Source organism: Streptococcus mitis, from assembly GCF_003942775.1.
GTDB lineage: Bacteria > Bacillota > Bacilli > Lactobacillales > Streptococcaceae > Streptococcus > Streptococcus mitis_CN.
Window position 1 is genome coordinate 31,306 of sequence record NZ_RJNX01000002.1, and the last position, 20,237, is coordinate 51,542.

The following is a 20,237-nucleotide window of genomic DNA, read 5'->3' on the forward strand; positions in this document are numbered from 1 at the left end:
ACGATGTTGTCAATTTTGATTTACAGAAACTTTACCATCCTGAATAGTAAAGATACTTAGATTTTCTGGCAGATTTTGAAGATGATCTAAGCTTGTTGTTGTAATAAAGGTTTGGATTGAGTGAGAAATCGTTTCTAATAATTTTAGTTGTCTAGTGTTGTCAAGTTCACTCATGACATCGTCAAGCAATAATATCGGAGATTCTGTAGTAATACTTTCCATTAACTCGATTTCTGCTAATTTTATAGAAAGGACGAGACTACGATGTTGGCCTTGACTTCCGAAACTAGCATCCATCCCATTTATATAAAAAGAAATGTCATCCCGATGAGGACCAACACCAGTGTTCTTTTTAAATAAATCTCTGGACCTACTTTTTTCTAAAGCAATTTTGAAAGATTCTGATAAGTCTTCTTTGTCAGTTATATTGACAGAAGATTGATAGGATATTGACAACTCTTCAATCTGATTAGAGAGTTCAAAATGTTTCTTACGACCAAATGATTCTAGTTTTTTTATGAAATCTAAGCGGTGATTCATTACACGACATCCATAATCAATTAGCTGATCATCTAAAACTGAAAGGAAGGTTTCATCTATTTTTTGAGCTGATTTTAGATAGGTATTTCTTTGCTTAAGGATATGGTTATAATTGGTTAAATCTGATAGATAGATGGGCTTAATTTGTCCAAGCTCCATATCAATGAATTTTCGTCGAACTGAAGGTGCTCCTTTAATTAGTTGTAAATCTTCCGGAGCAAATAAGACAACATTCATGTGTCCTACGTAATCTGAAAGTCGTGCCTGTTTTAAGTGATTAACTTTTGTCACACGCCCTTTTTGTGTTAGTTCGATTTCGAGAGGAATGGATCCCGTTTGTTTCTGAACAAGACCTGAAAGATGAAGTTGTTCCTCGTCAAAATGAATAAGATTTTTATCTGTCCGAGTCCGATGACTACGTGTTAAGGCTAAAAAATAGATAGCCTCTAACATATTTGTTTTACCTTGCGCATTGCGTCCTAAAAAGACATTTAATTTAGGATTAAAGTCTATTTTCGTCTCTTTATAGTTACGAAAAGTCTTGAGAGATAGGTGTTGTAGCCACATGATTATCTACCAGGGAATCGCGGAGTTTGTTTGTTTTTGGGTGATGAAGTAGGTTTTGATTTATCTTTTTTTACTCCCTTATTCATCTCCTTAACAAGTTTAGCGATTCGTTCTTTTTCAACTTTATCAGCCTGATATTCCTCTTGCTCCTCAGAAGTAGGTTGTGTCAACAAGATGTCAATATTCATGTCAGGGATGTCAACTTTATCACCAATATGAAGTTTTTTACCACGACGACTCTCTAATTCCCCATTAAAGTAAACAGAGTGTTCAGAGAGAAATGATTTGATAGCTCCTCCGCTATGTGTAATTCCAAGTTCTTTGAGTAGTGCTTGGAGGGTAATAAATTCTTCAAATAATTTGTATTCCATAATTCACCTCAATCTTTGGTATTATACCATATTTTCCTAAAAATAGTGAGAGAAATAAGGAGTAATGTAAGCGATTTTTATTTCAAAAGTGTTACAGAGAACAAGAAAATTTCAGGTTTTCGTGATATAATAGAAGTCTGTATATAAGGAGGTAAATCATGGAGTTAGTGCATGGAATTTCAACACATTTTATCCAATCAAAAAAGTTTAAAACGAACAAAATCGCCGTGCGTTTTACCGCTCCATTATCCCTCGATACAATTGCAGGTCGCATGTTGAGTGCGAGTATGCTAGAGACTGCTAATCAGATGTATCCCACTTCTCAAGATTTGAGAAGACATTTAGCCAGTCTATACGGTACAGATATGTCAACCAATTGTTTTAGAAGAGGGCAAAGTCATATTGTAGACTTGACATTTAACTATGTTCGTGATGAGTTTTTAAGTAGGAAAAATGTGCTAACTTCTCAGGTTTTGGAACTAGTAAAAGAGACTCTTTTCTCACCCGTGGTAGTTGATAATGGATTTGATCCAGCCTTATTTGAAATTGAGAAAAAGCAATTGCTAGCAAGTTTAGCAGCTGATATGGATGATTCTTTTTATTTTGCACATAAAGAATTGGATAAATTGTTTTTTCATGATGAACGTCTTCAATTGGAATATAGTGATTTACGAAATCGTATTTTAGATGAAACTCCACAGAGTTCTTATTCTTGTTTCCAAGAATTTTTAGCCAATGATCGAATAGATTTCTTTTTCCTAGGTGACTTTAATGAGGTTGAAATTCAAAATGTATTAGAATCATTTTGCTTTAAAGGTCGAAAAGGAGATGTGAAGGTTCAGTATTGTCAACCTTATTCCAATATCCTGCAGGAAGGTATGGTTCGGAAAAATGTGGGACAATCCATTTTGGAATTAGGTTATCATTGCCCTTCTGAATATGGTGATGAGCAACATTTACCCATGATTGTAATGAATGGTTTACTTGGTGGATTTGCTCACTCTAAACTATTTACAAATGTCCGTGAAAATGCTGGATTGGCTTATACTATTTCAAGTCAGCTTGATTTGTTTAGTGGATTCTTGAGGATGTATGCTGGTATCAATCGAGAAAATCGGAATCAGGCTCGAAAAATGATGAATAATCAACTGCTTGATTTAAAAAAAGGTTATTTTACAGAGCTTGAGCTAGATCAGACCAAGGAAATGATTCGTCGATCTCTGTTACTTTCTCAAGATAATCAAAGTTCATTGATTGAACGTGCTTATCAAAATGCCTTACTTGGAAAATCTTCAGCAGACTTTAAAGGTTGGATTGCAAAACTCGAGCAAGTTGACAAAGATGATATTTGTAGAGCAGCTAATAATGTGAAACTACAAGTGATTTACTTTATGGAAGGAACAGAATGACAAAGGTTGTTTTTGAAGAAAAATACTATCCAGCTGTAAAAGAAATGGTTTATCGAACTCGTTTGGCCAACGGATTGACAGTTGCTCTTTTGCCTAAAAAGGAATTTAAAGAGGTTTACGGGAGTGTCACTGTTCAGTTTGGTTCGGTAGATATGCTTGTCACTGAAGTTGACGGAGATGTAAAAGAATATCCTGCGGGAATTGCTCATTTTCTTGAACATAAATTATTTGAGAGAGAAGATTCTAGTGATTTGATGTCAGCTTTTACGAGTCTAGGTGCGGATAGCAATGCCTTTACAAGCTTTACAAAAACAAACTATCTTTTTTCGGCAACGGATCATTTTTTAGAAAATTTAGATTTACTTGATGAATTGGTAACATCAGCACACTTTACTGAAGCTTCGATTTTAAGAGAGCAGGATATTATCCAGCAAGAACGAGAAATGTATCAAGATGATCCAGATTCGTGTTTATTCTTTTCAACTTTAGCGAATTTATATCCTGGCACACCTTTAGCAACTGATATAGTTGGCAGTGAGGAGTCCATTTCCCAAATAAATCTAACTAATTTGCAAGAAAATTTTACAAGATTTTACAAACCTGTAAACATGTCTCTGTTTTTAGTTGGTAATTTTGATGTGGATCAAGTACAGGACTATTTTGAAAGAAAAGAACTGGAAGATTTAGATGTTCATGAAGTAGCAAGGGAAAAGTTTGTTTTACAAGCTGTAAAGCAAACAGACAGTATGAGAATGGAAGTGTCTTCTCCTAAACTAGCGATTGGGATTAGAGGTAATCGAGAAGTTGATGAGGCGGATTGCTATCGACATCATATTTTATTAAAATTATTGTTTGCAATGATGTTTGGTTGGACTTCGGATCGTTTTCAAAAATTATATGAATCAGGTAAAATTGATGCGTCCTTATCTCTGGAAGTTGAAGTAACAAGTCGCTTTCATTTTGTTATGTTGACAATGGATACAAAAGAGCCAGTTGCTTTATCCCATCAGTTTAAAAAGGCTATTCGTAATTTCACAAAGGATTTAGATATTACAGAGGATCATTTAGACATTATCAAAAGAGAGATGTTTGGAGAATTTTTCAGTAGCATGAACTCTCTTGAATTTATTGCAACGCAATATGATGCTTTTGGACAAGGTGAGACAATCTTTGATTTGCCGAAAATTTTACAGGAAATTACTTTAGAGGATGTCCTTGATGCTGGACACCATTTAATAGATGATGGTGACATAGTTGATTTTACAATATTCCCATCGTAGCAACCTATCATAATCGATACTAGAAAGAAGGAATGACAAGTATGAGGAAAAAAACAATTGGTGAGGTTTTACGTTTAGCTAGAACCAACCAAGGGTTGACTTTAGAAGAATTACATAAAAAAACAGAAATTCAGTTGGATATGTTGGAGGCAATGGAAAATGATGATTTTGATCAACTTCCTAGTCCATTTTATACTCGTTCTTTTTTGAGAAAGTATGCGTGGGCAGTTGAACTTGATGAGCGAATTGTCTTGGATGCTTATGATTCTGGGAGCATGATTACTTATGAGGAAGTAGATGTTGATGAAGAGGAGTTGACAGGCAGGAGACGTTCAAGTAAGAAAAATAAGACATCATTTTTACCTTTATTTTATTTTATACTTTTTGCACTATCGATTGTAATTTTTGTGACTTATTATGTTTGGAATTATCTCCAGACTCAACCTGAGCGTTCATCTGCGTCTAGTTATAGTGTGGTCCAAGCAACAAGCTCGACTAGTTCTGTAACTCCGTCTTCAAGCAGTAGCTCATCTAGTAGTTCTTCGAATATGGAACCAGCTATAAGTGTATCAGGTGAAGGAAATAGAGTAGAAGTTACTTATAAAACGAGCAAGGAAACTGCAAAATTGCAATTATCAGTCTCAGATGCTAGAAGTTGGGTTAGTGTTTCAGAAAGTGAGCTTGAGGGTGGCGTGACCTTATCACCGGATAATAAAAGTGCGGAAACAACAGTTTCAACTAAAAATTCTGTAATCATTACTTTAGGTGTTGTCAAAGGTGTCGCTTTAACAGTAGATAATCAGACTGTTGACTTATCGAAATTAACAGCTCAGACTGGAAAAATCACTGTAACCTTTACTAAAAATTAAGGAAAAACGAATGAAAAAAGAACAAATTCCAAATCTCTTAACAATAGGTCGAATTCTCTTTATACCTATTTTTATCTTTATTTTAACGATAGGAAATTCGATAGAGAGTCATATTGTGGCAGCTATTATCTTTGCTATTGCCAGTATTACAGACTATTTAGATGGATATTTAGCTCGTAAATGGAATGTGGTCAGTAATTTTGGTAAATTTGCAGATCCTATGGCGGATAAGCTACTAGTTATGTCTGCTTTTATTATGCTGATTGAGTTAGGTATGGCTCCAGCTTGGATTGTTGCAGTGATCATCTGTCGTGAGTTGGCTGTGACAGGTTTAAGACTTTTATTAGTTGAAACTGGTGGAACAGTTTTAGCAGCAGCCATGCCTGGAAAAATTAAAACTTTTAGTCAGATGTTTGCCATTATTTTCTTGCTATTACATTGGACTTTGCTTGGTCAAGTTCTACTTTATGTAGCCTTGTTTTTCACTATCTACTCTGGCTATGATTATTTCAAGGGTAGTGCCTATGTATTTAAAGGGACATTTGGTTCGAAATGAAATCAATAATTGATGTAAAAAATCTTTCTTTTCGCTATAAGGAAAGTCAGGAATACTACGATGTGAAGGATATTACGTTTCACGTGAAACGTGGAGAATGGCTTTCGATTGTAGGTCATAATGGTAGTGGTAAATCAACGACGGTTCGATTAATTGATGGCTTACTGGAAGCAGAATCTGGAGAGATTGTAATTGATGGTCAACGTTTGACTGAGGAAAATGTTTGGAATATACGTCGTCAAATCGGTATGGTTTTTCAAAATCCAGACAATCAATTTGTTGGAGCGACTGTTGAAGATGATGTTGCCTTTGGTTTGGAAAATCAGGGACTTTCTCGTCAAGAAATGAAAAAGAGAGTGGAAGAAGCTCTGGATTTGGTTGGCATGTTGGACTTTAAAAAGAGAGAGCCAGCGCGTCTATCAGGTGGCCAAAAGCAACGTGTGGCTATTGCAGGTGTTGTAGCCCTAAGACCAGCTATTTTAATCTTAGATGAAGCAACGAGTATGTTGGATCCTGAGGGACGTAGAGAATTGATTGAGACAGTAAAAGGAATTCGGAAAGACTATGATATGACGGTCATTTCCATTACACATGATTTGGAAGAAGTTGCCATGAGTGATCGTGTGTTGATCATGAAAAAAGGGTCAATTGAATCAACTAGTAGTCCAAGGGAGCTTTTCTCTCGAAATGATTTGGATCAAATTGGATTAGACGATCCTTTTGCTAATCAATTAAAACATTCTTTGAGCCAGAATGGCTATGATTTGCCTGAAAATTATTTGACAGAAAGTGAGCTAGAGGATAAGCTATGGGAATTGCTCTAGAAAATGTGAGTTTTACATATCAAGAAGGGACTCCCTTAGCTTCAGCAGCTTTGTCGGATGTTTCTTTGACGATTGAAGATGGTTCTTATACGGCCTTAATTGGACATACAGGTAGCGGTAAATCAACTATTTTGCAACTATTAAATGGTTTATTGGTGCCAAGTCAAGGGAGTGTGCGAGTTTTTGATACCTTAATCACTTCGACTTCTAAAAATAAAGATATTCGTCAAATTAGAAAACAGGTTGGCTTGGTATTTCAGTTTGCTGAAAATCAGATTTTTGAAGAAACAGTATTAAAAGACGTTGCTTTTGGACCACAAAATTTTGGAGTTTCTGAAGAAGATGCGGAGCAGATTGCGCGTGAGAAACTGGCTTTGGTTGGAATTGATGAATCACTTTTTAATCGTAGTCCGTTTGAGCTATCAGGTGGACAAATGAGACGTGTCGCCATTGCAGGCATACTTGCCATGGAACCAGCCATATTAGTCTTAGATGAGCCCACAGCAGGCCTAGATCCCCTGGGAAGAAAAGAGCTGATGAATTTGTTCAAAAAACTCCACCAGTCAGGGATGACCATTGTCTTGGTAACGCATTTGATGGATGATGTTGCTGAATATGCAAATCAAGTCTATGTGATGGAAAAGGGACGTTTAGTTAAGGGTGGTAAACCAAGTGATGTCTTTCAAGATGTTGTCTTTATGGAAGAAGTGCAGTTGGGAGTACCTAAAATTACAGCCTTTTGTAAACGATTGGCTGATAGAGGCGTGTCATTTAAACGATTACCGATTAAGATAGAGGAGTTCAAGGAGTCGCTAAATGGATAGTATGATTTTGGGGCGTTATATCCCAGGGGATTCGATTGTTCACCGATTGGATCCACGTAGCAAATTACTGGCTATGATGCTACTGATTTTGATCGTTTTTTGGGCTAATAATCCCTTGACAAATCTAATTCTTTTTATAGCGACAGGGATATTTATTGCCTTGTCAGGAGTATCTCTTTCATTTTTTATTCAGGGCTTAAAGTCTATGTTTTTCTTGATTGCCTTCACAACTATTTTTCAACTGTTTTTCATTTCTAATGGGAATGTTTTATTTGAGTTTTCGTTTGTGAGAATCACGGATTATGCTTTGCAACAAGCTGGGATTATTTTTTGTCGCTTTGTATTGATTATTTTCTTTTCTACTTTGTTAACCTTAACGACCATGCCCTTAAGTTTGGCATCAGCTGTCGAAGCTTTGTTAGCGCCTTTAAAGCGTGTGAAAGTTCCAGTTCATGAAATTGGCTTAATGCTATCTATGAGTTTGCGTTTTGTTCCGACCTTAATGGATGATACGACGCGGATTATGAATGCACAGAAAGCGCGTGGAGTGGATTTTGGTGAAGGAAGCATTGTTCAAAAGGTGAAGGCTATGATTCCCATTTTGATTCCTCTTTTTGCAACAAGTTTAAAACGTGCGGATTCCTTGGCTATCGCTATGGAAGCGCGTGGTTATCAGGGGGGAAAAGGCAGAAGTCAATACAGACAATTGAAATGGACTCGAAAGGATACGCTGACCATTCTTGTTGTTCTCGTACTTGGTTGTTGTTTATTTTTCTTAAAATCTTAGTAGATTTCAGGAATTGATAAAAAAGTTACTGTAACAGTTTTTGATATAAAGGTAGGGATATGAATCGTTTTAAAAAATCAAAATATGTCATTATTGTTTTTGTCACTGTTCTGCTTGTCTCAGCTCTCTTAGCGACGACTTATTCAAGTACAATTGTGACAAAATTAGGAGATGGAATCTCATTGGTTGATAGGGTTGTACAAAAACCTTTTCAGTGGTTTGATTCTGTCAAATCAGATTTGGCTCATTTGACACGAACTTATAATGAAAATGAAAGTTTGAAGAAACAGATTTACCAATTAGAAGTTAAATCAAATGAGGCGGAAAGTTTAAAGACGGAAAATGAACAACTGCGTCAATTGCTTGATATGAAGTCCAAGTTGCAAGCCACAAAGACTTTAGCAGCAGATGTTATTATGCGTTCTCCGGTATCTTGGAAGCAGGAATTGACTCTGGATGCAGGTAAATCAAAAGGGGTTTCTGAAAATATGTTAGCCATTGCAAATGGTGGTTTGATTGGGAGTGTTTCAAAAGTGGAGGACAACTCTACTATGGTCAACCTTCTGACAAATACGGAAAATGCTGATAAGATTTCTGTTAAAATTCAACATGGTTCTACAACAATTTATGGAATTATTGTTGGCTATGACAAGGAAAATGAAGTTCTAAAAATTAGCCAATTAAATAGTAATAGCGATATTAGTGCGGGAGATAAGGTGGCCACTGGTGGATTAGGAAACTTTAACGTTGCTGATATTCCTGTTGGTGAAGTGGTTGCTACAACGCATAGTACAGACTATTTGACAAGAGAAGTAACAGTTAAATTAAGTGCAGATACTCATAATGTGAGTGTGATAGAATTAGTGGGGAATTCATAATGAGACAGTTGAAGCGGGTTGGAGTATTTTTATTGCTTCCTTTCTTTGTTCTAATTGATGCCCATATTAGTCAGCTTCTGGGCTCATTTTTTCCCCACGTGCAGTTGGCTAGTCATTTTCTATTTTTGTTTCTCTTATTTGAGACGATTGAGGTATCAGAGTATCTCTATTTAGCATATTGTTTTGTAGTGGGTTTGGTTTATGACATTTACTTTTTCCACTTGATAGGGATTGCGACTTTGTTGTTCGTCTTGTTGGGAGTATTTCTCCATAAATTTAATAGTGTTATTTTATTGAATCGTTGGACGAGAATGTTGGCAATTATTGTCATGACTTTTCTATTTGAGATGGGAGCTTATATACTTGCATTAGTGGTAGGTTTAACTGTGGATGGTATGTCTTTATTTATAGTCTATAGTTTAGTACCATCAATGATTTTGAACCTTATATGGATGATTATTTTTCAGTTTATTTTCGAAAAGATTTACCTATAAGAAAGAAATAAAAATGTAACAAAGGCGTAATATTCATTAGGCCTTTTTTTGGTATACTAGTAGTGTCTTTAAAAGAAGGAGTATCTACGAAATATGAAGAAAAAAATCTTAGCGTCACTTTTACTAAGTACAGTAATGGTTTCTCAAGTAGCTGTTTTAACAACTGCGCATGCAGAAACGACTGATGACAAAATTGCTGCTCAAGATAATAAAATTAGTAACTTAACAGCACAACAACAAGAAGCCCAAAAACAAGTTGATCAAATTCAGGAGCAAGTATCTGCTATTCAAACAGAGCAATCAAACTTGCAATCTGAAAATGATAGACTACAAGCAGAATCTAAAAAGCTTGAGGGTGAAATTACAGAACTTTCTAAGAATATTGTATCTCGAAATGATTCATTGCAAAAACAAGCTCGTAGTGCTCAAACAAATGGAGCTGCAACAAATTACATCAATACAATTGTAAACTCAAAATCAATTACAGAAGCTATTTCACGTGTTGCTGCAATGAGTGAAATCGTATCTGCAAACAACAAAATGTTGGAACAACAAAAAGCAGATAAAAAAGCTATTTCTGAAAAGCAAGTAGCAAACAATGATGCAATTAATACAGTTATTGCAAATCAGCAAAAACTAGCTGATGATGCTCAAACATTAACTACAAAACAAGCAGAATTGAAAGCTGCAGAATTGAATCTTGCTGCTGAGAAGGCTACTGCAGAGGATGAAAAAGCAAGTTTACTTGAGAAAAAAGCAGCAGCGGAAGCAGAAGCTAAAGCAGCTGCAGAAGCAGAAGCAGCCTATAAAGCTAAACAAGCAAGTCAACAACAAACAGTAGTTGCTTCTGGAAATACAACTTTTACAGCAGAAGTTCAAGCAGTATCTGAATCATCTTCAAGCTATACTCCTGCACTAGTGAAACATCGTCCAACATATAGCACAAATGCGTCAAGTTATCCAACGGGTGAGTGTACATGGGGAGCTAAGACATTGGCACCTTGGGCTGGAGACTACTGGGGTAATGGAGCACAGTGGGCTACAAGTGCAGCTGCAGCAGGGTTCCGTACAGGATCTACACCTCAAGTTGGTGCGATTGCATGTTGGAATGATGGTGGATATGGACACGTAGCCGTAGTTACAGCTGTTTCATCATCGACAAGTATCCAAGTATCTGAATCAAACTATGGTGGAAACCGTACAATCGGAAATAAACGTGGATGGTTCAATCCTACTACGACTTCAGAAGGTTTTGTAACATACATCTATCCAAACTAATGAATAAAACGAAGAGGCTCGATTTGAGTCTCTTTTATAATTTATATACTTTAAAAATCTGCTAAAATCACTTGAAAATATTGAAAAAGTATGGTAAAATGAAACTTGTCGTGTGAACGATAATACTCATTCTTGATGAATTGTGAAACAGTTGCCTTTGGGTCGTTTTGCGAGTTGAAGTCAAGAAGAGGAAAAAACAAAAAGGAGAAATACTCATGGCAGTAATTTCAATGAAACAACTTCTTGAGGCTGGTGTACACTTTGGTCACCAAACTCGTCGCTGGAACCCTAAGATGGCTAAGTACATCTTTACTGAGCGTAACGGAATTCACGTTATCGACTTGCAACAAACTGTAAAATACGCTGATCAAGCTTACGATTTCATGCGTGATGCAGCAGCTAACGACGCAGTTGTATTGTTCGTTGGTACTAAGAAACAAGCAGCTGATGCAGTTGCTGAAGAAGCAGTACGTTCAGGTCAATACTTCATCAACCACCGTTGGTTGGGTGGAACTCTTACAAACTGGGGAACAATCCAAAAACGTATCGCTCGTTTGAAAGAAATCAAACGTATGGAAGAAGATGGAACTTTTGAAGTTCTTCCTAAGAAAGAAGTTGCACTTCTTAACAAACAACGTGCACGTCTTGAAAAATTCTTGGGTGGTATCGAAGATATGCCTCGTATCCCAGATGTGATGTACGTAGTTGACCCACATAAAGAGCAAATCGCTGTTAAAGAAGCTAAAAAATTGGGAATCCCAGTTGTAGCGATGGTTGACACAAATACTGATCCAGATGATATCGATGTAATCATCCCAGCTAACGATGACGCTATCCGCGCTGTTAAATTGATTACAGCTAAATTGGCTGACGCTATCATCGAAGGACGTCAAGGTGAGGATGCAGTAGCAGTTGAAGCAGAATTTGCAGCTTCAGAAGCTCAAGCAGATTCAATCGAAGAAATCGTTGAAGTTGTAGAAGGCGACAACGCTTAATTCATAGAAATAGTAATTACCTAGGAGGGCGGGGCTTAGCCCGGCTCTCCTATTTTTAAAAAATATAGGAGAATCAAAATGGCAGAAATTACAGCTAAACTTGTAAAAGAGTTGCGTGAAAAATCTGGTGCCGGAGTTATGGACGCTAAAAAAGCGCTTGTAGAAACAGACGGTGACATCGAAAAAGCGATTGAATTGCTTCGTGAAAAAGGTATGGCTAAGGCAGCTAAGAAAGCTGACCGTGTTGCTGCAGAAGGTTTGACTGGTGTTTATGTTAACGGTAATGTTGCAGCAGTTATTGAAGTAAATGCTGAAACTGACTTCGTTGCGAAAAACGCTCAATTCGTTGAATTGGTAAATACTACAGCTAAAGTTATTGCTGAAGGAAAACCTGCTAATAATGAAGAAGCACTTGCTTTGACAATGCCTTCAGGTGAAACTCTTGAAGCTGCATATGTATCTGCAACAGCAACTATCGGAGAAAAAATCTCATTCCGTCGCTTTGCTTTGATTGAAAAAACAGACGCACAACACTTCGGAGCTTACCAACATAACGGTGGACGTATCGGTGTTATTTCAGTTATTGAAGGTGGAGACGAAGCACTTGCTAAACAATTGTCAATGCATATCGCAGCGATGAAACCAACAGTTCTTTCTTATAAAGAATTGGATGAGCAATTCGTTAAAGATGAGTTGGCACAATTGAACCACGTAATCGACCAAGACAATGAAAGTCGTGCAATGGTTAACAAACCAGCTCTTCCACACTTGAAGTATGGATCAAAAGCTCAATTGACTGATGATGTTATTGCTCAAGCTGAAGCTGACATCAAAGCTGAATTGGCTGCAGAAGGCAAACCAGAAAAAATCTGGGACAAAATCATCCCAGGTAAAATGGATCGCTTCATGCTTGACAACACTAAAGTTGACCAAGCTTATACACTTCTTGCGCAAGTATATATCATGGATGACAGCAAGACAGTTGAAGCATACCTTGAATCAGTTAACGCTTCAGTAGTTGAGTTTGCTCGCTTTGAAGTTGGTGAAGGTATCGAAAAAGCTGCAAACGACTTCGAAGCTGAAGTTGCAGCTACAATGGCAGCAGCCTTGAATAACTAATAATAAAAAGGAAGCACTTTAGCTTCCTTTTTTCTATGCAGTAGATTCCTATAGGGAAAGAATTCTACTTTTCAAGATATAAATAAAAAGCCCTATAAAAAGGGCTAAGTGCATTTAGGAGACTATACTTCAAATTCATAAAGTGCTGTAGAGAGATAACGTTCACCGTTATCTGGTGCTAGAGCAAGAACTTTTTTACCTGTACCTAATTTCTTGGCAACCTCGATGGCTCCGTAGATAGCTGCAGCTGAAGAAATACCAACAAGGAATCCTTCTTTTCCACCAATCTCACGGCCAAGTGCGAGAGCATCTTCTGATGTTACACGAACGATACCATCATAGGCGTTTGTATCAAGTGTGTCAGGAATAAATCCAGCTGAAATACCTTGAATTTTGTGAGGACCAGGTTTTTCACCAGATAGAATAGCAGATTCATCTGCTTCTACTGCAAAAACTTGAATGCTTGAATTTGCTGATTTGAGTGCATGAGAAACACCAGAAATCGTTCCACCGGTACCCACTCCAGCAACAAAGGCATCTAGTCCATCTTTACCGAAAGCAGCTAGTATTTCAGCTCCTGTTGTTCTTTCGTGTACTTCTGGATTAGCTGGATTGTCAAATTGAAGAGGAAGGAAACCATCACGTTCAGCAGCGATTTCTTGAGCCTTAGCAATAGCACCTTTCATTCCCTCGCTGCCAGGAGTTAGGACGAGTTCAGCGCCATAAGCTTGGATAATCTTACGTCGTTCTACACTCATAGTTTCAGGCATAACGATAACAACTTTATACCCTTTAGCAGCCCCTACCCATGAAAGTCCAATACCAGTGTTTCCACTTGTTGCTTCAACAATAGTAGAATCAGGTTTCAGAATACCGTCTTGTTCAGCTTTTTCAATCATGCTAAGGGCAATACGATCTTTTACAGAAGAACCAGGATTGAATGCTTCAAGCTTTACATAGACGTCAGCAGCACCTTCTGGCACGATGTTGTTGAGTTTAACAATCGGTGTTTGTCCGATTAGTTCAGTAATGTTGTTATAAATAGCCATAATACACCTCTTTGTATAAGATATTTCTAGTATAACGCTATCTATACCATTTGTAAAATATAGAAATCCTATCGAAGTGATAGGATTTTTTTATATCACAGGTCTAAACCATTAATTTTCAAGCGATTGTGATAAGCTAATTCTAGTAAATATGTGTAAAGTGGAACGATATCTGTTTTCTTAGGGAATTCAAATTTATGAGCACTAAAATGCTCATTATGTGCTTTTAGAAAGACATTTTCTAAATAAGTAATAGTAATTTCACTATCATCTATACCTGCTCCTGCAGTTTCCATTTCAACGTTAACAATGTTCATCAAAAAGATTGATTTAATAGACATCTTACGACCAGTAGCGCCTTGTTTATCTGTAAAGATAATACGGATATTTGTAAATATAATTGAGTCACGAATCAGTTTATATCCACTTTGAATTTCTTCATTTTCTAGTAGATATTGTCCATATTCTTTGATAAGAGTTTCTTTGTTTTGCTCGCTAAAGTTATCAGCGAGTCCTTGAATGAATTTACCAAATGCCATATTTTTCTCCTTTATTTACACTAAGTTTACAGGAGATTCAACTTCTCGTAAACCTTGATCAGTTAAAGTGACTTTTCCATTAAAAAACTCTACAAGTGCAGCTTTAATAGTTTCTTTTTCTTCTTTGTCAACATAAATCATCGTATCGACTTGATCTGTAAAGTTTGTATCCAGTTCCATGAGATTATGTTCCTTAAGGAAGTTACTGTACTCTTGATACTGAGCGTAAGACATTTGAATAGCAATGCCAGCCTGTTCCTTTATTTCAATGATGCCAATTTCTTTGACAGCTAAGGCGACACTACCTGCGTAAGCACGAATCAATCCTCCAGCGCCTAGCTTAATGCCACCAAAGTAGCGTGTCACGACTACACAGACATTGGTGAGATTGTGATTTTCTAGTACTCCAAGCATGGGAATGCCAGCAGTACCACTAGGCTCACCATCATCACTTGTCCGTTTGATTTCACTACGTTCCCCAATAATGAAGGCAGAGCAGTTATGCGTAGCTTTGTAGTGCTCTTTCTTGATGGTAGTAATGAAGTCACGAGCCTCTTCTTCGCTATAAACACGCTTGGCATGACAGATAAAGCGGGATTTTTTGATTTCTTCTTGGACTTGTCCGTCCTCTTTAATTGTTCTAAATTCCATGATTTAATTGTACTAAAAAATCATCTAAAGCGCTAGGTTTTTACGAATAAAGAAGTATGAAAGTAAATCCAAATTATCTCGGTCGGTTGTTTACGGAGAATGAATTAACAAAAGAGGAACGTCAGTTGGCGGAGAAACTTCCAGCAATGAGAAAGGAGAAAGGGAAACTTTTCTGTCAACGTTGTGATAGTGCTATTTTAGATGAATGGTATTTGCCCATCGGTGCTTATTATTGTAGGGAGTGTTTACTGATGAAGCGAGTCAGGAGTGATCAAGCTTTATACTATTTTCCGCAGGAGGATTTTGCGAAGCAAGATATTCTCAAATGGCGCGGTCAATTAACTCCTTTTCAAGAGAAGGTGTCAGAGGGACTAATTCAAGCTGTAGACAAGCAGGAACCAACCTTGGTTCACGCTGTAACAGGAGCTGGAAAGACAGAAATGATTTATCAAGTAGTAGCTAAAGTGATCAATGTGGGTGGTGCAGTATGCTTGGCTAGTCCTCGCATAGATGTTTGTTTGGAGCTGTACAAGCGCCTGCAAGATGATTTTGCTTGCGAGATATCTTTACTACACGGAGAATCAGAGCCGTATTTTCGAACACCACTAGTTGTTGCGACGACCCATCAGTTATTGAAGTTTTATCAAGCTTTTGATTTGCTGATAGTGGATGAAGTAGATGCCTTTCCTTATGTTGACAATCCCAAGCTTTACCATGCTGTCAAGAATAGTGTAAAGGAGAATGGAATGAGAATCTTTTTAACAGCGACTTCGACTGATGAGTTAGATAGGAAGGTTCGCATAGGAGAACTAAAACGATTGAGTTTGCCAAGACGATTTCATGGAAATCCGTTGATTATTCCTAAACCTGTCTGGTTATCCGATTTTAATCACTGTTTAGAGAAAAATCGGTTGTCACCAAAGTTAAAGTCCTATATTGAGAAGCAGAGAAAGACAGCTTATCCGTTACTCATTTTTGCTTCAGAAATTAAGAAAGGGGAGCAGTTAAAAGAAATCTTACAGGAGCAATTTCCAAATGAGAAAATTGGCTTTGTATCTTCTGTAACAGAAGATAGATTAGAACAGGTACAAGCTTTTCGAGATGGAGAACTGACAATACTTATCAGTACGACAATATTGGAGCGTGGAGTTACCTTCCCTTGTGTGGATGTTTTTGTAGTAGAGGCCAATCATCGTCTTTTTACCAAGTCTAGTTTAATACAGATTGGAGGACGTGTCGGTCGGAGTATGGACAGACCGACAGGAGATTTGCTTTTCTTCCATGATGGGTTAAATACTTCAATCAAGAAGGCAATTAAGGAAATTCAGCAGATGAATAAGGAAGCGGGTCTATGAGGTGCTTATTGTGCGGGCAGACTATGAAGGCTGTTTTAACTTTNAGTAGTCTCTTACTTCTGAGGAATGATGTCTCATGTCTTTGTTTAGATTGTGATTCTACTTTTGAGAAAATTGGAGAAGAGTACTGTCCAAACTGTATGAAAACAGGATTGTCAACAAAGTGTCAATATTGTCAATTTTGGTGTAAAGAAGGAATTGAGGTCAGTCATAGAGGGATTTTTACTTACAATCAAGCTATGAAGGATTTTTTCAGTCGGTATAAGTTTGATGGAGACTTCCTTTTAAGAAAAGTTTTTGCTTCATTTTTAAGTGAGGAGTTGAAAAAGTACAAAGAGTATCAATTTGTCGTAATTCCCCTAAGTCCTGAAAGATTACTTGAGAGGGGATTTAACCAGGTTGAAGGTTTAGTTGAAGCAGCAGGGTTCTCTTTTCAAGACTTACTAGAGAAGAGAGAAGAGCGGGCCAGTTCTTCTAAAAATCGTTCAGAACGCTTGGGGACAGAACTTCCTTTCTTTATTAAAAGGGGAGTCACTATTCCTAAAAAAATCCTACTTATAGATGACATTTACACTACTGGAACAACTATAAATCGTGTGAAGAAACTGTTGGAAGAGGCTGGTGCTGAAGATGTAAAAACATTTTCCCTTGTAAGATGAGGAAAAAATTTGCAAAACTAAAATGAAAGCGTTATAATGAAATCAGAAAAACAAAAATGTTTAGAAAGAAGGTACTCATATGATTAAATATAGTATCCGTGGTGAAAACCTAGAAGTAACAGAAGCAATTCGTGATTATGTAGTTTCTAAACTCGAAAAGATCGAAAAGTATTTTCAAGCTGAACAAGAGTTGGATGCTCGAGTTAACTTGAAGGTGTATCGTGAAAAAACTGCTAAAGTAGAGGTGACGATTCCACTTGGTTCAATTACTCTTCGTGCAGAAGATGTGTCTCAAGATATGTATGGTTCAATTGACCTTGTAACCGATAAAATTGAACGTCAGATTCGTAAAAATAAAACAAAAATCGAGCGTAAAAATAAAAACAAGGTAGCAACTAGTCAATTATTTACAGATGCTTTGGTGGAAGATACAAATGTTGTCCAATCTAGAGTTGTTCGTTCAAAACAAATTGATTTAAAACCAATGGATTTGGAAGAAGCTATTCTACAGATGGATTTGTTGGGACATGATTTCTTTATCTATGTGGATGTTGAAGATCAGACAACCAATGTGATTTATCGTCGTGAAGATGGCGAGATTGGCTTGTTAGAAGTTAAAGAATCTTAATTTCAATATGTGTAAAGGAAGGTTTACTAAATTGTAAACCTCCTTTTTCTTATAATTGATAGAATTACTGATTACACTTTTAAAAAGTCGCTTTTTGGTGGTTATTATGGTATAATGGGTGCCAAGAGGTTTGGAATGAAAAAATTTTATGTAAGTCCTATTTTCCCCTTAATATTAGGAATAGTGGCGTTCGGAGTGCTATCTGTGCAACTTGTTTTTGTAACGAATACACTGGTAACGCTATTTCTTTTGCTACTTATTTTGGGTTCATATATTTTACTATTCATCCATCAGAGAGACTACTACTCAAGGAGTGAAGTAGAACAAATCCAGTATGTAAACCACCAAGCTGAAGAAAGTTTGACAACCTTGTTAGAACAGATGCCTGTCGGAGTTATTAAATTAGACTTGTCGTCAGGTGAAGTTGAATGGTTTAATCCTTATGCTGAATTGATTTTGACTAATGAAGTGGGCGAAATTGATGTGGCATTAATTCAAACAATTATCAAGGCTTCTGTGGGGAATCCAGGTTCTTATGCCACCTTGGGTGAGACCCGCTATTCGGTTCATATGGACAAGGTGTCTGGAGTTCTTTACTTCTTTGATGTGTCTGGAGAATACGAAGCGACTGTTGAGTTAGTAACGAGTCGACCTGTGATTGGGATCGTTTCCGTTGACAACTATGATGATTTAGAAGATGAAACATCGGAGTCTGATATCAGTCATATCAATAGTTTTGTAGCCAATTTTGTTTCAGAATTTGCTGGGAAGCATGCCATGTTCTCCCGTCGAGTGAGTATGGACCGTTTCTATCTCTTTACGGACTACACGGTACTTGAGGGATTGATGAATGATAAATTTTCTGTTATCGATGCTTTCAGAGAAGAGTCAAAACAGAGACAGTTGCCTTTGACTTTAAGTATGGGCTTTTCTTATGGTGATGGAAATCATGATGAGATAGGTAAAGTTGCATTACTCAACTTGAACTTGGCTGAAGTGCGTGGTGGAGACCAGGTGGTTGTCAAGGAGAACGACGAAACGAAAAATCCAGTTTATTTTGGTGGTGGGTCTGCTGCGTCAATCAAGCGTACACGAACACGTACGCGCGCTATGATGACGGCTATTTCAGATAAAATTAGAAGTGTAGATCAGGTTTTTGTAGTTGGTCATAAAAACCTTGATATGGATGCTTTGGGTTCTGCTGTAGGTATGCAGTTATTTGCTAGTAATGTAACAGAAAATAGTTATGCTCTTTATGATGAAAATCAAATGTCACCAGATATTGAACGAGCTGTTGCATTCTTAGAAAAAGAAGGAGTTACGAAGTTGTTGTCTGTTAAGGATGCAATGGGGATGGTGACCAATCGTTCTTTGTTGATTCTTGTAGACCATTCAAAGACAGCTTTAACTTTATCAAAAGATTTTTATGATTTGTTTACCCAAACTATTGTTATTGACCACCATCGAAGGGATCAGGATTTCCCAGACAATGCAGTTATCACTTATATCGAAAGTGGTGCAAGCAGTGCCAGTGAGTTGGTAACGGAATTGATTCAGTTCCAGAATTCTAAGAAAAATCGTTTGAGTCGTATGCAAGCAAGTGTTTTAATGGCTGGTATGATGTTGGATACTAAAAATTTCACCTCACGAGTGACTAGTCGGACATTTGATGTTGCTAGCTATCTCAGAACGCGCGGAAGCGATAGTATTGCTATCCAGGAAATCGCTGCGACGGATTTTGAAGAATATCGTGAGGTCAATGAACTGATTTTACAGGGACGTAAATTAGGTTCAGATGTACTGATAGCAGAGGCTAAGGACTCGAAATGCTATGATACAGTTGTTATTAGTAAGGCAGCAGATGCCATGTTAGCTATGTCGGGCATTGAAGCGAGTTTTGTTCTTGCGAAGAATACACAAGGATTTATCTCTATCTCAGCTCGCAGTCGTAGTAAACTGAATGTACAACGGATCATGGAAGAGCTGGGAGGTGGAGGCCACTTTAATTTGGCAGCAGCTCAAATTAAGGATTTAACCTTGTCAGAAGCAGGTGAAAAACTGACAGAAATTGTATTAAATGAAATAAAGGAAAAGGAGAAAGAAGAATGAAAGTAATCTTTTTAGCAGATGTTAAAGGAAAAGGTAAAAAAGGTGAAATTAAGGAAGTACCAACAGGGTATGCACAAAACTTTCTTATCAAAAAGAATTTAGCAAAAGAAGCAACTGCTCAAGCTGTAGGTGAACTTCGTGGTAAACAAAAATCAGAAGAGAAAGCTCACGCTGAGATGATTGCAGAAGCAAAAGCAATTAAAGACCAACTAGAAGCAGAAGAAACGGTTGTAGAATTTGTTGAAAAAGTTGGTCCAGATGGTCGTACCTTTGGTTCCATTACCAATAAGAAAATTGCAGAAGAATTGCAAAAGCAATTTGGAATTAAGATTGATAAGCGTCATATTCAAGTACAAGCTCCGATTCGAGCAGTTGGTTTGATCGATGTACCAGTGAAAATCTATCAAGATATCACAGGTGTGATCAATCTTCGTGTGAAAGAAGGGTAAATTTACA

General features: G+C 37.2%; 22 protein-coding genes. 17 read left to right on the plus strand and 5 right to left on the minus strand.

Features of this window, described 5'->3' with window-relative positions; genetic code table 11:
- Positions 1 to 9: 9 nt before the first annotated feature.
- Positions 10 to 1,107, minus strand: a complete 1,098-nt coding sequence (recF, locus tag D8848_RS02660; protein ID WP_000266678.1) for a DNA replication/repair protein RecF — start codon at positions 1,105 to 1,107, stop codon at positions 10 to 12.
- 2 nt (positions 1,108 to 1,109) lie between these two features.
- The gene (gene yaaA, locus D8848_RS02665; RefSeq protein ID WP_000455894.1) at positions 1,110 to 1,478 is read right to left on the minus strand and encodes a S4 domain-containing protein YaaA; all 369 of its coding nucleotides are present in this window, start codon (positions 1,476 to 1,478) and stop codon (positions 1,110 to 1,112) included.
- A gap of 158 nt (positions 1,479 to 1,636) precedes the next feature.
- Between yaaA and yfmF the strand changes: the two genes are divergently transcribed.
- The 12 genes from yfmF to tsf all read left to right on the plus strand — a co-directional run bounded on the left by yfmF (position 1,637) and on the right by tsf (position 12,791).
- The gene (gene yfmF, locus D8848_RS02670; RefSeq protein ID WP_125443236.1) at positions 1,637 to 2,887 is read left to right on the plus strand and encodes an EF-P 5-aminopentanol modification-associated protein YfmF; all 1,251 of its coding nucleotides are present in this window, start codon (positions 1,637 to 1,639) and stop codon (positions 2,885 to 2,887) included.
- Positions 2,884 to 4,167: an EF-P 5-aminopentanol modification-associated protein YfmH gene (gene yfmH, locus D8848_RS02675; protein ID WP_125443237.1), complete on the plus strand. Its 1,284-nt coding sequence runs from the start codon at positions 2,884 to 2,886 to the stop codon at positions 4,165 to 4,167. The genes yfmF and yfmH overlap by 4 nt, the downstream gene beginning before the upstream one ends.
- Positions 4,168 to 4,208: 41 nt before the next feature.
- Entirely contained in the window at positions 4,209 to 5,036 is an 828-nt protein-coding gene (gene rodZ / locus D8848_RS02680; protein ID WP_125443238.1) for a cytoskeleton protein RodZ, read from the plus strand.
- A 10-nt stretch (positions 5,037 to 5,046) separates the two neighbouring features.
- The gene (gene pgsA, locus D8848_RS02685) at positions 5,047 to 5,592 is read left to right on the plus strand and encodes a CDP-diacylglycerol--glycerol-3-phosphate 3-phosphatidyltransferase (protein WP_000712127.1); all 546 of its coding nucleotides are present in this window, start codon (positions 5,047 to 5,049) and stop codon (positions 5,590 to 5,592) included.
- Positions 5,589 to 6,416, plus strand: a complete 828-nt coding sequence (locus D8848_RS02690; RefSeq protein WP_045612486.1) for an energy-coupling factor ABC transporter ATP-binding protein — start codon at positions 5,589 to 5,591, stop codon at positions 6,414 to 6,416. Before pgsA ends, D8848_RS02690 begins: the two co-directional genes overlap by 4 nt.
- Positions 6,401 to 7,240: an energy-coupling factor transporter ATPase gene (locus tag D8848_RS02695; protein WP_084926264.1), complete on the plus strand. Its 840-nt coding sequence runs from the start codon at positions 6,401 to 6,403 to the stop codon at positions 7,238 to 7,240. Before D8848_RS02690 ends, D8848_RS02695 begins: the two co-directional genes overlap by 16 nt.
- Positions 7,233 to 8,027: an energy-coupling factor transporter transmembrane component T family protein gene (locus D8848_RS02700; protein ID WP_050242842.1), complete on the plus strand. Its 795-nt coding sequence runs from the start codon at positions 7,233 to 7,235 to the stop codon at positions 8,025 to 8,027. Before D8848_RS02695 ends, D8848_RS02700 begins: the two co-directional genes overlap by 8 nt.
- A 59-nt stretch (positions 8,028 to 8,086) precedes the next feature.
- Positions 8,087 to 8,905 carry a rod shape-determining protein MreC gene (gene mreC / locus D8848_RS02705; RefSeq protein WP_084862622.1) on the plus strand — a complete coding sequence of 273 codons (819 nt, stop codon included), beginning with the start codon at positions 8,087 to 8,089 and terminating at the stop codon, positions 8,903 to 8,905.
- Entirely contained in the window at positions 8,905 to 9,399 is a 495-nt protein-coding gene (gene mreD, locus D8848_RS02710; protein WP_049543274.1) for a rod shape-determining protein MreD, read from the plus strand. The genes mreC and mreD overlap by 1 nt, the downstream gene beginning before the upstream one ends.
- A gap of 93 nt (positions 9,400 to 9,492) precedes the next feature.
- On the plus strand, positions 9,493 to 10,677 hold the full coding sequence (gene pcsB, locus D8848_RS02715) for a peptidoglycan hydrolase PcsB (protein WP_125443239.1): 1,185 nt from the start codon (positions 9,493 to 9,495) through the stop codon (positions 10,675 to 10,677).
- A 215-nt stretch (positions 10,678 to 10,892) separates the two neighbouring features.
- Positions 10,893 to 11,672, plus strand: a complete 780-nt coding sequence (rpsB, locus tag D8848_RS02720; RefSeq protein ID WP_007556349.1) for a 30S ribosomal protein S2 — start codon at positions 10,893 to 10,895, stop codon at positions 11,670 to 11,672.
- 78 nt (positions 11,673 to 11,750) lie between these two features.
- Positions 11,751 to 12,791 carry a translation elongation factor Ts gene (tsf, locus tag D8848_RS02725; protein WP_084887694.1) on the plus strand — a complete coding sequence of 347 codons (1,041 nt, stop codon included), beginning with the start codon at positions 11,751 to 11,753 and terminating at the stop codon, positions 12,789 to 12,791.
- Positions 12,792 to 12,913: 122 nt separating this feature from the next.
- On the opposite strand, the gene cysK is transcribed toward tsf, so the two are convergent.
- The 3 genes from cysK to D8848_RS02740 form a co-directional block, all read right to left on the minus strand.
- Positions 12,914 to 13,840: a cysteine synthase A gene (cysK, locus tag D8848_RS02730; RefSeq protein ID WP_125443240.1), complete on the minus strand. Its 927-nt coding sequence runs from the start codon at positions 13,838 to 13,840 to the stop codon at positions 12,914 to 12,916.
- Between the two features lie 95 nt (positions 13,841 to 13,935).
- The gene (locus D8848_RS02735) at positions 13,936 to 14,379 is read right to left on the minus strand and encodes a PH domain-containing protein (RefSeq protein ID WP_125443241.1); all 444 of its coding nucleotides are present in this window, start codon (positions 14,377 to 14,379) and stop codon (positions 13,936 to 13,938) included.
- A gap of 15 nt (positions 14,380 to 14,394) precedes the next feature.
- Entirely contained in the window at positions 14,395 to 15,030 is a 636-nt protein-coding gene (locus D8848_RS02740; protein WP_125443242.1) for a YigZ family protein, read from the minus strand.
- A 56-nt stretch (positions 15,031 to 15,086) separates the two neighbouring features.
- On the opposite strand from D8848_RS02740, the gene D8848_RS02745 reads away from it, so the two are divergent.
- The 5 genes from D8848_RS02745 to rplI all read left to right on the plus strand — a co-directional run bounded on the left by D8848_RS02745 (position 15,087) and on the right by rplI (position 20,230).
- Positions 15,087 to 16,385: an ATP-dependent helicase ComFA gene (locus D8848_RS02745; protein WP_125443243.1), complete on the plus strand. Its 1,299-nt coding sequence runs from the start codon at positions 15,087 to 15,089 to the stop codon at positions 16,383 to 16,385.
- A complete protein-coding gene (locus D8848_RS02750) occupies positions 16,382 to 17,044 on the plus strand; it encodes a ComF family protein (RefSeq protein WP_125450646.1) in 663 nt (220 codons plus the stop codon). Before D8848_RS02745 ends, D8848_RS02750 begins: the two co-directional genes overlap by 4 nt.
- A 79-nt stretch (positions 17,045 to 17,123) precedes the next feature.
- Positions 17,124 to 17,672 (plus strand): ribosome hibernation-promoting factor, HPF/YfiA family, encoded by a 549-nt coding sequence (hpf, locus tag D8848_RS02755; RefSeq protein ID WP_004255322.1) that lies wholly within the window; start codon positions 17,124 to 17,126, stop codon positions 17,670 to 17,672.
- 135 nt (positions 17,673 to 17,807) lie between these two features.
- Complete coding sequence (locus D8848_RS02760) at positions 17,808 to 19,781, plus strand: DHH family phosphoesterase (RefSeq protein ID WP_045605287.1); 1,974 nt, start codon at positions 17,808 to 17,810, stop codon at positions 19,779 to 19,781.
- The gene (gene rplI, locus D8848_RS02765; RefSeq protein ID WP_004255324.1) at positions 19,778 to 20,230 is read left to right on the plus strand and encodes a 50S ribosomal protein L9; all 453 of its coding nucleotides are present in this window, start codon (positions 19,778 to 19,780) and stop codon (positions 20,228 to 20,230) included. The genes D8848_RS02760 and rplI overlap by 4 nt, the downstream gene beginning before the upstream one ends.
- Positions 20,231 to 20,237: the final 7 nt, after the last annotated feature.